This window comes from Marinomonas sp. THO17, assembly GCF_040436405.1.
GTDB lineage: Bacteria > Pseudomonadota > Gammaproteobacteria > Pseudomonadales > Marinomonadaceae > Marinomonas.
The window spans coordinates 1,808,493-1,822,331 of the sequence record NZ_AP031575.1 but is presented as its reverse complement, the minus strand read 5'-3'; the positions used below and the strand labels follow the sequence as shown (position 1 = coordinate 1,822,331).

The window sequence follows — 13,839 nt, the reverse complement described above, 5'->3', positions numbered from 1 at the left end:
CATTCACATGTCTTTGAGGTTTTCATGAAACATACCCTTGCGCAATGGGCACGAGTGTTCTTCGCTGCCGCTTTCTTGCTCCCTTTATCTTCCAGTTACGCAGATCAAACTCAACTACGACAAACACTGCAATCGGCTTTGCCACAATACAGTATCGATTCATTGGAATGGCATGAAGAAGCAGGTTTGTATGTGGTGCATTTGCAGAACGGCCCTACCTTACATGCTACGAAAAACGGTCAATATCTGATCGCCGGTGATTTATACAAGATCAGTGAACAAGGTCTGGTGAACGAAACCCAACAGGCTAAGATGGCACAAGTTGAATCTTTGCCTGAAAAAGATATGGTGATTTTTCAGGCGGCGAATGAAAAGGCACACATCACTGTGTTTACCGACGTGGATTGTGGTTACTGCAGAATGTTGCATAACGATGTAGCCGCTTTAAACGAGATGGGAATTAGTGTGCGTTATTTGGCCTATCCAAGAGCTGGGGTTGGTTCGACGGCTTATCGTAAGATGGTCAGTATCTGGTGTTCAGACGATCCAAAAGCTTGGATGACAAAGGCCAAACTAGGTCAGGATGTGCCAGAAAATAAATGCGCGAACCCGGTCGCCAGTCAATATCAATTGGGTAATGAACTGGGGGTTCGTGGTACACCCAGTATTGTCTTAGGCAATGGTACTTTCCTACCGGGTTATTTACCGCCAAAAGAATTGGCTGCTCGGCTTGGGTTATAGTCTTATTGCAAAATAATCCACTGAACATGGGCCTAGTTCAGTTCTTTCTGCGTTGGGTTTGTTTGCTTCTGGCGTTATAATATGGCGCTTTATAAACCAACAACAAATAATGAAATCATCTCTGTGGGGTAATGTTTTGAAACCGGTAAAAGTCGGAATTTGTGGGCTGGGAACAGTAGGATCCGGTAGTTTTAATATTCTGCGCAAAAATGCAGAAGAAATCACACGACGGGTTGGTCGCAGTATTGTTATTGAGCAGGTGGGAGCTCGTCGTGACAATGAGGCATGTGACACAACAGGCATTGATGTGACCCGTGACATTTTCGACGTGGCGAATAACCCAGAGATTGATATTGTTCTTGAGCTGATTGGTGGCACTAGCGTGGCCAGAGAGCTGGTGATGACGGCACTTGAAAATGGCAAACATGTTGTGACAGCCAACAAAGCCTTGATTGCAGAGCATGGTAATGAAATTTTTGCCAAGGCGCAGGAGAAAGGCGTTATTGTTGCCTTCGAAGCTGCCGTTGCTGGTGGAATTCCAATTATCAAAGCGGTACGAGAGGGCCTTTCGGCTAACCGCATTGACTGGTTAGCGGGCATCATCAATGGCACAGGTAATTTTATCTTGACTGAAATGAGTGAGAAAAAACGCACTTTTGATGATGTGTTGACCGAAGCTCAAGCATTAGGTTACGCCGAAGCTGACCCTACTTTTGATGTTGAAGGTATTGATGCCGCACATAAATTGACTATTTTGGCGTCCATTGCGTTTGGTATTCCTTTACAGTTTGAAAAGACCTATACGGAAGGCATCAGTCGCATTACCTCGGAAGACGTTGCCTTTGCTGATGAGCTTGGCTATGCCGTGAAGCATCTTGGCATTGCTCGTAGTACTAAACAAGGTATTGAACTGCGCGTACATCCAACCTTGATTTCACGTAAACAACTTTTGGCCAATGTGAATGGCGTTATGAATGCCATCATGGTGCAAGGTGATGCCGTTGGCCCAACCTTAACTTATGGTGCGGGAGCAGGTGCTTTGCCGACTGGTTCTTCTGTTGTGGCTGATGTAATTGATGTGGCTCGTACTTTGACAGCCGATCCGACTAATCGTGTACCACATTTGGCTTTTCAGGCGGACTCTTTGTCTGATACGGATATTTTGCCAGTGGAAGAAATTGAATGTGGTTTTTTCCTGAACATGACGATTCAAGATCGTGCTGGCGTATTGGCCAACATTACCCAGATTCTGTCTCATAATGGCATCAGTATTGAATCTTTGATTCAGCGAGAGCGTGAGGGCAGTGATCTTGTGCCTTTAGTAGTTATGACGCATGAAGTAAAAGAACGCAATATGAATGCTGCGATTGCAGCCATTGAAGCATTGCCAGACGTTGCGGGCTCTGTGCAACGTATCCGTGTCGAAAACTTGGCTTAAGAGAGAATACTATGAAATACATTTCAACTCGTGGTAAAGCACCAGCTCTGTCGTTTGGTGATGTGTTATTGGCTGGTTTGGCAAACGATGGCGGCTTGTACGTACCAGAAACCTTGCCTCATTTTAGTAAGGAAGAAATCGCTTCTTGGGCCAGTTTACGCTACCAAGATTTGGCTTTTAAAGTGATGTGGCCATTTGTTGAGGGGGATATCCCGCAAGACGCTTTTAAAGCCATGATTGAGGATGCTTACTCAAGTTTTAACCACGAATCCATTGCGCCAATGGTGCAAGTAGGTAATAACGAATGGGTATTGGAACTGTTCCGCGGCCCAACCTTAGCCTTTAAAGATTTTGCATTGCAGCTGTTAGGCCGTTTAATGGATTATGTATTGGCACAGCGCAATGAGAAACTGGTTATCATGGGCGCAACCTCTGGCGATACTGGCTCTGCGGCCATTGAAGGTTGTCGTCATTCGGATCATTTAAGTATTTTTATTTTGCACCCTTATCAACGCGTTTCTGAAGTGCAGCGCCGTCAAATGACGACAGTAATCGATGATAATGTGTTTAATATTGCAGTAAAAGGCAACTTTGATGATTGCCAAGGCATGGTGAAATCCAGCTTTGCAGACCAGTCTTTCTTAAATGGTGCTAAGCTTGGTGCGGTCAACTCGATTAACTGGGCGCGTATTATGGCGCAGATCGTTTACTACTTTTCCTCCGCTTTGGCGGTTGGTGCGCCACATCGTAAAGTCTCTTTCTCTGTGCCAACGGGTAACTTTGGTGACATCTTCGCTGGTTACTTGGCTAAGAAAATGGGCTTGCCAGTGGATCAGCTGGTGGTGGCAACCAATCAGAATGATATTTTGCACCGCGTAATTGCTGAAAATGACATGAGTCGCCAAGCTTTGAATGTGACCTTGTCACCAAGTATGGATATTATGGTATCGAGTAACTTTGAGCGTCTGTTGTTTGATGCGCATGGCCGAGATGGCGCTGCAATTGATGACTTGATGGCGCGTTTCAATCAAGGTGATGTGATGTTAAATGATCAAGCTTGGTCTTATGTAAAAGAGAATTTTGACAGTTATAAAGTGGACGACAAACGTACGTGTGAAGTCATTGCCGATGTTCATGCTAAGACTCAATATTTGTTAGATCCTCATACCGCAATTGGTTTGGAAGCAGCAAGACAATGCTGGAAAGACACGTCCGTGCCTATGATTACCTTGGCGACAGCACATCCTGTGAAATTCCCTGAAGCAGTCGAAAAAGCCGCTTGTGAATCACCTAATTTACCTGAACACATGAAAGACTTGTTTGAGCGTAAAGAGTCTTATTCTGTGTTGGATAATGAATTAGCGAAAGTGCAGTCTTTTGTTGCTGAAAGAATCTAAACAAAGTCATTAATCCATCAACTTGTTATCACGGCCATAATATATGGCCGTGATTTTGCAAACCATCCTCTCGTGTAAACTTAAGCATATGAATCTGATTTTATTGGAACCTAACTTGAGTTTGTCTGAAGGGCGCTACGCCTTGTCGGAGCGTCAACAATCGCATATACATCACGTGATTCAGGCGAAGTCGGGAGATGTATTACGGGTGGGGTTATTAGGTGAACAGCTTGGGGAAGGCGTATATCAAGCTGCCAGTTCGGATTTGCCCGCACACATTCATTCTTTACAGCTCACTCAGGCACCTCCTAAAGCCTTGCCTATGGTTCTGGTGATGGCATTGCCTAGACCCAATATGCTAAAACGGACTTTGCATAATATTACTGCTATGGGCGTTAAAGAATTGTATTTGATTCATTCTGCTAAGGTGGAAAAGAGTTATTGGCAAAGTCCTGTGTTACAGTCTGAGTCCATTCATCAGATTTTGTTGGAAGGGTTAGAACAGGCAAAAGATACCATTATGCCAAACTATACTATGGTGCCAAGATTCCGTCCTTTTGTCGAAGATCAACTGCCTGATATATTAGTAGGGAAAATGGGCTTGTTAGCTCACCCTTATCAAGCCAGTGCTTGTCCAGTGGATTTACAGGAGCCCTGTGTATTGGCTTTGGGGCCAGAAGGTGGCTGGAATGAATTTGAAGTCTCCAAGTGGCTGGAAGCCGGTATGTCTGCCGTACACCTTGGACAACGAATTCTGAAAGTTGAGACGGCTGTGCCTGTATTGCTGTCTCGTTTGTATCCAGCCTAGGCCGATTGTGTCCTGAATCCCAAGTTTTAAGCTTAGCCATGTTATTGTTTGTAAAAACGTGCATTTCTTAACAGAGGCTTACACACATTTGCGTTAAAATCTAACTGATATCGCCTCAAAAGAATTGAGGTAACACAAGTTTGGATCAGTACATGGCAAAAGAGTATCGTGAAAAGCCGCCCAGCTCGTCTAATATGCGAGCTCAATTATCTAGGATAATCTATTTCTATGCAGGTGATGTCAAAGGCAAACCTGACGACGATGTGCGCCGTGTACTCATTATCAACTTGTTTGCCAGTGTCGGTATACTTTTCACTCTCCCGCTTGGTATCGTCGCTCTTCTTCAGCAAAAATTATTGCTAGGTGCTGTACTGATCGCAACAGCCTTCTTATACATGATAAATCACGTATATCTGCGTCATACTCATAATCATAAAATATCGGGTCATTTTGTGATTTATCCATTATATGCCTTAATTTTGTATCTTATTTATTCGGGTGGAGTGAATGGAACCGGGCATGTTTGGTTATTTTGCGTTCCTGCCGTAGCCCTGTTTCTTCACGGGCTAAAGAAAGGTCTGATCGAGTTAGCTATTTTTACTGGTTTGCTGGTGCTGATGTTTTATACTGACGGTCCTTTTTCTTCATACGATTATCCGCCATCATTTCGGTCACGTATTTTGTTCGCTTTTGCGGTAGTTGTTTTCCTATCTGGTATATACGAATTTTCCATGTCACATTTTAATCATGAGTTAAAGGTCACGTCAGCCAAGCTTAAACTCATGGCGAATACTGACATGCTGACCAACTTGTTTAACCGCCGTGGTATGTACCAAGAGTTAGAAAAGTGTCCTAAAGCCTATTTGCTCTTGGCCGATGTGGATTTTTTTAAGCGTGTTAACGATGAATATGGTCATGATGCTGGAGATTACTCATTAAAAGCCATTGCTGAAATTGTAAAAGCGGAATTGCCTGATTCAGCCTTGGCTTCCCGTTGGGGAGGTGAGGAATTTTTGTTTGCCGTGTTTGATGTCACTAAACAACAAGCCTTCAACATAGCCGAAGCGCTACGAGAAGCTGTTGCGCAGCATGAGTTTTGCTATCAAGATCAACGCTTTCATGTCACTTTAAGCTTTGGAGTGGCCGGTATGGATAATAAAATATCCCTGCGCGAAGCCATTAGTTTGGCAGATAGCCGTTTATACAGTGCGAAACGTGCTGGTCGTAATCAAACTCGACATGGCTAGTCTATTGTTGATTTGCTCAGTATCATGAGGTTTCATGATATGCTTGCGGCATTGTGATTCTTGTTGAGTGATTTATGCGAATTGAACGCCGATCTGTGCCTTCAGCACCTTGTCAGTTTCCAACTCATTTTCCTGCCAGTCTTCAGCGTATCTTTATGGCGCGAGATGTGTTCAATCAGGCGCAAATAGATTACCGTTTGCCGCATTTATTAAGACCCGATGCCTTATTTGACCTCACCAAAGCCGCTGCTATTTTGGCTGATGCAATTGAAGCTGGAGAAAAAATCCTCATTGTAGGTGACTTTGATGCCGATGGTGCAACCAGTACCAGTTTGGGAATATTGGCCTTGCAAGCAATGGGCGCTATTGACCCTGAATATCTAGTGCCGAATCGATTTGAATTTGGTTATGGTTTAACGCCTGAAATCGTTGCAGTTGCTCAGCACAGTCGACCTTCCGTATTGGTCACCGTGGATAATGGCATTGCCAGCTTAGAGGGGGTGGCAGCAGCGAAATCCCATGGCATGAAAGTGGTGGTGACAGATCATCACTTGCCGGGAGATGAATTGCCGCAGGCGGATGCTATAGTCAATCCTAATCACCCAAGTTGCGGTTTTTCTAGTAAAAATCTAGCCGGTGTTGGGGTGATTTTCTACGTGATGAGTGCGCTTCGTGCTGAACTCAAAGGTCGTAATTGGTTTGAGCGTCAGCACATTCCAGAGCCCAAGATGGCGGATTACCTTGATTTAGTAGCGCTGGGGACAGTCGCTGATGTGGTGCCTTTGGATAATAATAATCGCATTTTGGTACAGCAAGGCATTAAGCGAATTCAGGCAGGATTGGCTCGTCCTGGCATCATGGCTTTGTTGTCAGTAGGACGACGTGATTACCAAGAGTTAAAAGCATCGGATTTGGGCTTTGTGGTAGGGCCTAGATTAAATGCGGCAGGGCGTTTGGATGATATGTCGATTGGTATTGAGTGTCTGTTGGCAACACAAGCTCACCAAGCGCAATACTATGCTCAGCAATTGGATCAATTTAATCGAGAGCGCAAAGCTATTGAATCCGACATGAAGGAACAGGCTGAGTTGTTGTTGGAATCTCTGTTGGAAGATACCAATGAAATGCCTAACGGTATGTGTTTTTACGATGCAGAATGGCACCAAGGCGTGATAGGAATTCTGGCTTCTCGAATGAAGGAAAAATGTCATCGACCTGTGATTGCTTTTGCGCGAGTGGGTGAAGGTGAGCTAAAAGGTTCTGCCCGCTCCATTCCCGGTGTGCACATTCGCGATGCCTTGGATTTATTGGCCAAGCGTTATCCACACTTATTGAGCAAGTTTGGTGGTCATGCTATGGCGGCAGGCATGTCGATTAAGGAATCCCATTATGAGGCATTTCGATTGGCCTTTGATGCCATTATAACCGAATGGGTGACACCACAGGCATTAGAAGCTTGTATAGAGACAGATGGGCCGTTGGCTGCAGAAGACTTTAGTCTCAGCTTTGCCGAATTAGTACGTGTATCAGGACCTTGGGGCCAAGCTTTTCCAGAACCCAGTTTTGATGGTGTGTTTGACGTGCTGCAACAGCGGCTAGTGGGAGAAAAGCATCTTAAGCTCTTGCTTAGAGAACCGGAAAGTGGCTTGTTGCTTGACGCCATTAGCTTTTTTGTTGATTTGGATAACTGGCCAAACGAATCGGCAAAGCGCCTACGATTGGTCTATAAGCTGGACATTAATGAGTTTCGTGGCCAACGTAATTTGCAGTTGTTGGTGGATTATTTAGAGCCTGCGTAAGTTATTAATCTCAGCATTGAGTGCCCATCATGAGTCAACTTGAGGTACAATGTGCCTCCCTCAAACATCACCGAGATATTTTGGAGTTCATTCATGACAGCATTGGTTCTTGATGGCAAATTATGCGCCAAAGAAACCGAAACTCGTTTGCAAGCTCAAGTGGCGGAGCTTAAAGAACGCACTGGTGGCACACCGATTTTAGCAACCATTCTAGTGGGCGCGGATCCCGCTTCAGCAACCTACGTAAAAATGAAAGGCAATGCTTGTCGCCGCGTGGGTATGGACTCTATGGCGATCGAATTGCCTGAAAGCACGACCACAGAACAGTTGCTAAATAAAATTCATGAATTGAATGATAACCCAGATGTACACGGCATTCTGTTGCAACACCCTGTACCAAAACAAATTAACGAGCGCTTGTGTTTTGATGCCATCGCTGCTCATAAAGACGTGGATGGTGTTACTTGCTTAGGTTTTGGCCGTATGGCGATGCAAGAACCCGCTTATGGAGCGGCAACGCCAGCGGGTATCATGCGTTTGTTAGCGGAATACAAAGTGCCTTTAGAAGGTAAACATGTGGTTGTGGTAGGGCGAAGCCCAATCTTGGGTAAACCAATGGCCATGATGATGTTGAACGCGAACGCTACTGTGACCATTTGCCATTCCCGTACGCAAAACCTTGCGGACTTTATTAAACAAGCCGATGTGGTGGTTGGTGCGGTTGGTAAACCAGAGTTTATAAAAGCGCAGTGGATTAAGGACGGTGCTGTTGTGGTGGATGCAGGTTATCATCCTGGTGGTGTAGGCGATATTGAATTAGCGCCACTCACTGAACGCGTCTCTGCCTATACTCCAGTGCCAGGTGGTGTGGGACCAATGACCATTAATACGCTGATTTTGCAGACCTTAGAATCTGGTTTGAAGCAGCTAAATTAAGGTCTTAAAAGAGCGAAATTCACAAGCCGCACAGATTTTGGTGCGGCTTCTTTATTTGCGCAGTCGCTCTTTATTTGTATAACAACCAAGATAAAATGAGGCAGAAGATGTCTACCGAAATGCTAAAAGATGCTTTGGATTTTGATCTGATCGCCGATGTGTTTGTCAGTGAATCCATACCCGCTTCGCCTGCTGAGTTACACGGTCAACTATGTGGCTATTTGGCTTCAGGTGTTACTTTACCATTAGAAGATTGGCTTTCCATGGTGGTGGAGTTTTGCGATATTGAAAGTTGGAAGGAAGAGGCCAGTCGCGCCGCGATTATTGAACTCTACACCGCCACTTTGACTTTATTTCAAAACGGGGAATACGCTTTGGTACCCAGTATTGCTGATGATGATGCTGAATTGAGTGAACGAGGTGTCACCTTGTCCCAATGGGCGCATGGCTTCTTGGCAGGTTACGGTTTGTCAGGACAGAAAAAGGACTTGTCGGAAGAAACCAAACAAATTTTGCGTGATTTTGCCAATATCTCTGGTATGCAAGAGGAAATGCGTCATTTGGAAGACAATAATGACAACGAGGCGGATTTAACTGAATTGGTCGAATATGTTCGTTTGTCTGCCATGATGATGTATTCCGAGCATCATGATGTGAATCCTGACGCGGATAATAGTCAACAAAACGCTTTGCATTAATGGCAATGGATTAATAAGCAAACGAGGTCTAAATGAAAATCTCTTTACAAACCTATCAAGCTCGTCGTGAGCGCTTGATGTCGTCTTTACCAGACAACAGCGTGGTGGTCATTCGTACCGGTGAATTAGCGGTGCGCAACAATGATTGTGATTATGAGTTTAGACCTGACAGCAGTTTTTATTATCTAACCGGTTTTTCTGAACCCAGTGCTTACGCCATCATTAGCGGACAAGGGGATTTAACCCTAGTCACTTTGCCGAAAGATCCTGAAAAAGAGCAGTGGGATGGTTTTCGCTATGGTGTAGAGGGTGCAATTGCGGAGTTTGGTGCTGTTCAAGCGCAGCCACTAACTGCCTTAAATGACACCTTGCAAGAATCCATGGATGGCGCTGATCATCTGGTATATGTTTTTGGCGATGCGCGTTTAAGAGAAGAGTTGGCAGCGTGTCGAAATGCTTTAGCTGGCAGAGTGCGAATGGGTGCGCAGCCACCACAAAGTCAACTAGACCTGTCTCAGCCTGTGGCAGAAATGCGCTTACGTAAAGATATGGAAGAAATCGCCATTATGGAAGCAGCAGCCCAAATCAGTGTAGAAGCTCATAAACAAGCTATGCGCTCTGTGCGTCCCGGTATGATGGAGTATCAGCTGGAAGCGGAATTGAACTATGTCTTCATGAAATCCGCGGCACGTCAACCCGCGTATAATAACATTGTTGCCAGTGGCGCAAATGCGTGTATTTTACATTACATTAAAAACGATGCTGAAATTCAAGATGGGGATTTAATCTTAATTGATGCCGGTGCAGAGCTTTCATGTTATGCGTCAGATATCACTCGAACTTTTCCTGCGAATGGCCGCTTCTCAGCGCCACAAGCAGCTTTGTATCAACTGGTATTAGATGCTTATCAGGCGGGCATGCTTGAGTTGCAGGTGAACAAACCTTACGAGGCCTTTCACAACGCAGCGGTGCAGACCTTAACGCAAGGTTTGGTAAAGTTGGGCTTGCTGAAAGGAAAGGTCGAAGAACTGATCGAGAGCAAAGCATACCGTGATTTTTATATGCATAATACCGGTCATTGGCTTGGGTTGGATGTACACGATTGTGGCGCTTACAAAGTGGCTGGGCAATCCCGTTTATTGGAAGAAGGTATGGTGCTGACCATTGAGCCGGGTTTGTATGTTTCTAAAGACAATATGAATGTGGCAGAACAGTGGCGTGGCATTGGTATTCGTATCGAAGACGATGTACTGATCAAAGCCGATGGCCCTTATGTATTGACACATGGACTGCCCAAAGAAATCCATGACATTGAAGCCTTGATGGCGCAATAAAATTAGATGATGTAGTTGGAGACAATCTCATGGCGAAAGCGTATGACGTAATTGTGGTGGGAGCTGGCATGGTAGGGTCCTTGTCGGCCATATTGCTTGCCCAATCCTCAATGCGTGTGGCGCTTGTGGATAAACACACTGGGTTATACACACTCTCCACGCCACCAGCCTATGATGCCCGGGTAAGTGCTTTGTCCGCGCAATCTAAAAGTTTGTTAGAAGATGCTGGCGTTTGGCAGAATATGCCAATGGAACGTTTAGCAAGTTATGACAATATGGTGGTGTGGGATGGTTTAGGCGACGGATTAGTAGACTTTAATGCTGAACGTAACAAAATGCCAGAATTAGGCCATCTCGTTGAAAATGCAGTTCTTAATCAAAGTCTTATGGATTGCCTCAAACAAGAACCCAATGTGGATCTCTATTTGGGTGATACATTAGAGTCATACCAGTTAGCCGAGTCCGGCGTTTCTGCGACCTTAACATCCGGTTATTCTTTGTTGGCACAGACTATAATAGGTGCTGATGGTGCTATGTCTTTGTTGCGTCAACAGAATGATTTTGCCACAGTCGAGTGGGATTATGGTCACAGCGCCATTGTGGCCACCATTGAAATAGATCAAAGTCATCAAAATACCGCTTGGCAAAGCTTTGGCGATGAAGGCATTCTGGCTTTCTTGCCTTTGCCCAGTGTTGCAGAGCGTCACTTCATTTCCATTGTTTGGTCAGTCCCTCCAAAAGAAGCGGATGCTTTAATGGCACTGTCTGATGAGGCTTTTTGTCGTCGTTTAAACTACGCTATTAATCGACGTTTTGAGGTGTTGTCATTAACCCGTGAGCGTCAAGCCATCCCTTTACGTCAGCGTCATGCAAAACAGTACGTGAAAGCTGGTATTGCTTTAATTGGTGATGCTGCACATACCATTCACCCGTTAGCTGGACAAGGTGCGAATCTCGGTTTTGGTGATGTAAAGGCCTTGGTTGAAGTGTTCAGTAAAGCGCATCAAGGTGGTGAGGCTTTGGGCTCTTGTCAGGTATTACGTCGTTACCAGCGCGCTCGAATGCTGGATAATCTTGCTATGGCAGCTGGTATGGAAAGTTTTAAGCGTCTGTTTGCCAGTCAGCATCCTTTGTTGGTCTGCCTGCGTAATGTGGGTATGAAACAATTTAATCGTAGCCAAGGGATAAAAAACAAAGTGGTAGCTCGTGCTGCTGGACTGTCTTCTTTTTTGTAATCATAGCCTTTTCTTCGTTTTCAAAACGCTACGTATTTCCCGTTGTAAAAAAAAACGGCTGACTTATGCTGCATAGCTGTTGATAGCTAACAGATAAGGCAAATAACATGCGTATTGAAGAGTTAATCAAGCAAACGGATAAGCTGCCTAATGTGCCCGATGTGGTTCGTGAACTGATCCAATTATTGGGTGATCCTGATGCAAATTACTCTGATATCAGCAGCAAGGTTGCTCATGACCAGACCATTTCACTGAAAGTATTGCGTATCGTTAACTCAGCCTATTTTGGTCTATCGCGTAAGATCTCTTCTATTGATGAGGCCACGGTATTGATCGGAATGGAAAAGTTAAAGACCTTGGTGATTGCTTCTGGTTTTTCTGCGTCAGTGGAAAGTGCTGAAGGTGTTAATCTGCGCGATTTCTGGGCAGACTCCTTTCAGGTTGCTGAGTTGGCAAAATGGGTTGCTAAACGTAGCAATTTGGTTAATGAAGATGAAGCTTTCACAGTAGGGATTGTGCATAACATCGGGGTGTTATTACTGCATTTAACGGCACCTGAAACAGCGTTAGAGATTCAGACATTAGTAGATAATCGTAAAGCCAGTCGCATGAAAGCCGAAATGGATTTATTGGGATTTACCACTCAACAAGCTGGACAAGCTTTAATGGACCAGTGGAAATTTCCAGCCAACTTAGGGGTTGCGGTAAAAGAACATAAACGACCTTTTATGAATGATAATCCGCAACCTTTGGCGTGTGTATTGAATCTGGCCTGTTTTCTGAATGCTTGCATCCGCAGTGAACGTGAGATTGAGTTGGTACGCGAAAGTCTTCCAAAAGCTGTAGTTAAAGCGGCTGGTTTGGGTGAAAGTGTGATGTTTGATTTAGATGAGGCATTACAGATTGGTAACGAGTTGTCCCCATTGATTTATTAGATGGTCGAAGTGATAATCCTTTTTCTGTGGAATGAGAATCGCTAGTGTTTATGGTTTTCTTATGCTAACTTCGACACTCAATTTCTGACTCATTTTTCAACGACCTTATTTTCTTTATTGGCGCATGGACGTATTCATAGGTACGAGAAAATGCTAAATATTCTGGAAGGTAGTAATGGCGATTAGAATGCAATTAATAAATAAAAAAACACAGTATAAAGGCTTGAAGCGAGGTTTTAGCCTGGCTCTCATTTGTTCCGCTCTTTTGACTTCTGTTGCTAGCTTCGCCAAAGGGGAAGTGAATATTTATTCCGCGCGCAAAGAATCTTTGATAGCACCTATTTTAGATACTTTTTCTGAAGAAAATGATGTTGTAGTCAATCTTATTACCGGATCTGCTGATGCTTTATTAAGTCGCTTACGTGCTGAAGGCAGCGCAAGCCCTGCTGATGTTTTTATCACGGTGGACGCTGGACGTCTTCACCGCGCTAAAGCCGCTGGAGTTTTGCAGCCGCTTCAAAGTGATGTATTAGAGGCAAATATTCCAGCTCACTTGCGTGATAAAGACAGTTATTGGTTTGGTTTGTCTCAACGTGCTCGAGTCATTTTTTATAACCCAGATAAGGTTTCTCCAAGTGAACTAAGCCGTTATGAAGATCTAGTTGATGATAAATGGAAAGGTCGAATTTGTGTGCGTTCTTCTGCCAATATTTATAATCAATCATTGGTTGCGTCCATGATAGAAGCTGATGGCCCAGAGCAAACACAGGCTTGGATTAAAGGTTTGATGGCAAATTTGGCACGTCCGCCTTTTGGTGGGGATGTGGATTTATTGAAAGCGGTAGCCGCTGGCGTATGTGATATCACCTTAGCGAACACTTACTACTATGGTCGTTTAGGCCAGAGTGATCGTGCTAGTGATAGAGAGGTGTATCAAAAAGTGAAACCTTTTTGGCCAAATCAGGCAAAAGGCGATCGTGGTGCCCATGTGAATGTAAGTGGTGCTGGTATTACAGCAGCTGCAACCAACATAGAAAATGCTAAATTATTGCTGGAGTTTTTAACCAGTAAAAAAGCCCAAGAATGGTATGCTCATGTGAATAATGAATATCCCGTTGTAGAAGGTATTGGTGCCCCCGAAATGTTAGCACCTTTTGGTCAGTTCCACGCGGATAGTTTATCCTTAAGTAAATTGGGCGAAAATAATCGTCAAGCCGTTGAACTAATGGATATTGGTGGCTGGAAGTAACAGTCAAAGACTATTGACAATA

Annotated in this window: 12 protein-coding genes; all 12 read left to right on the top strand. The window is 44.5% G+C overall.

Annotation, left to right across the window (positions count from 1 at the left end; genetic code table 11):
• Positions 1–24: 24 nt before the first annotated feature.
• The 12 genes from ABXS85_RS08585 (at position 25) to ABXS85_RS08530 (ending at position 13,817) form a co-directional block, all read left to right on the top strand.
• Positions 25–741 carry a thioredoxin fold domain-containing protein gene (locus tag ABXS85_RS08585; RefSeq protein WP_353669610.1) on the top strand — a complete coding sequence of 239 codons (717 nt, stop codon included), beginning with the start codon at positions 25–27 and terminating at the stop codon, positions 739–741.
• Between the two features lie 136 nt (positions 742–877).
• Entirely contained in the window at positions 878–2,179 is a 1,302-nt protein-coding gene (locus ABXS85_RS08580) for a homoserine dehydrogenase (RefSeq protein ID WP_353669609.1), read from the top strand.
• Positions 2,180–2,190: 11 nt separating this feature from the next.
• Complete coding sequence (thrC, locus tag ABXS85_RS08575; protein WP_353669608.1) at positions 2,191–3,576, top strand: threonine synthase; 1,386 nt, start codon at positions 2,191–2,193, stop codon at positions 3,574–3,576.
• 115 nt (positions 3,577–3,691) lie between these two features.
• Complete coding sequence (locus ABXS85_RS08570) at positions 3,692–4,384, top strand: 16S rRNA (uracil(1498)-N(3))-methyltransferase (protein WP_353669607.1); 693 nt, start codon at positions 3,692–3,694, stop codon at positions 4,382–4,384.
• A 152-nt stretch (positions 4,385–4,536) separates the two neighbouring features.
• On the top strand, positions 4,537–5,631 hold the full coding sequence (locus ABXS85_RS08565; RefSeq protein ID WP_353669606.1) for a GGDEF domain-containing protein: 1,095 nt from the start codon (positions 4,537–4,539) through the stop codon (positions 5,629–5,631).
• 74 nt (positions 5,632–5,705) lie between these two features.
• The gene (gene recJ / locus ABXS85_RS08560; protein ID WP_353669605.1) at positions 5,706–7,430 is read left to right on the top strand and encodes a single-stranded-DNA-specific exonuclease RecJ; all 1,725 of its coding nucleotides are present in this window, start codon (positions 5,706–5,708) and stop codon (positions 7,428–7,430) included.
• A 93-nt stretch (positions 7,431–7,523) separates the two neighbouring features.
• The gene (gene folD, locus ABXS85_RS08555) at positions 7,524–8,366 is read left to right on the top strand and encodes a bifunctional methylenetetrahydrofolate dehydrogenase/methenyltetrahydrofolate cyclohydrolase FolD (RefSeq protein ID WP_353669604.1); all 843 of its coding nucleotides are present in this window, start codon (positions 7,524–7,526) and stop codon (positions 8,364–8,366) included.
• Positions 8,367–8,473: 107 nt separating this feature from the next.
• Positions 8,474–9,064 (top strand): UPF0149 family protein, encoded by a 591-nt coding sequence (locus tag ABXS85_RS08550; RefSeq protein WP_353669603.1) that lies wholly within the window; start codon positions 8,474–8,476, stop codon positions 9,062–9,064.
• Positions 9,065–9,096: 32 nt separating this feature from the next.
• On the top strand, positions 9,097–10,398 hold the full coding sequence (locus ABXS85_RS08545; protein ID WP_353669602.1) for an aminopeptidase P N-terminal domain-containing protein: 1,302 nt from the start codon (positions 9,097–9,099) through the stop codon (positions 10,396–10,398).
• Between the two features lie 29 nt (positions 10,399–10,427).
• Positions 10,428–11,633 (top strand): UbiH/UbiF/VisC/COQ6 family ubiquinone biosynthesis hydroxylase, encoded by a 1,206-nt coding sequence (locus ABXS85_RS08540; RefSeq protein ID WP_353669601.1) that lies wholly within the window; start codon positions 10,428–10,430, stop codon positions 11,631–11,633.
• A gap of 107 nt (positions 11,634–11,740) precedes the next feature.
• The gene (locus ABXS85_RS08535; protein WP_353669600.1) at positions 11,741–12,568 is read left to right on the top strand and encodes an HDOD domain-containing protein; all 828 of its coding nucleotides are present in this window, start codon (positions 11,741–11,743) and stop codon (positions 12,566–12,568) included.
• A 187-nt stretch (positions 12,569–12,755) separates the two neighbouring features.
• Entirely contained in the window at positions 12,756–13,817 is a 1,062-nt protein-coding gene (locus ABXS85_RS08530) for a Fe(3+) ABC transporter substrate-binding protein (protein WP_353669599.1), read from the top strand.
• Positions 13,818–13,839: the final 22 nt, after the last annotated feature.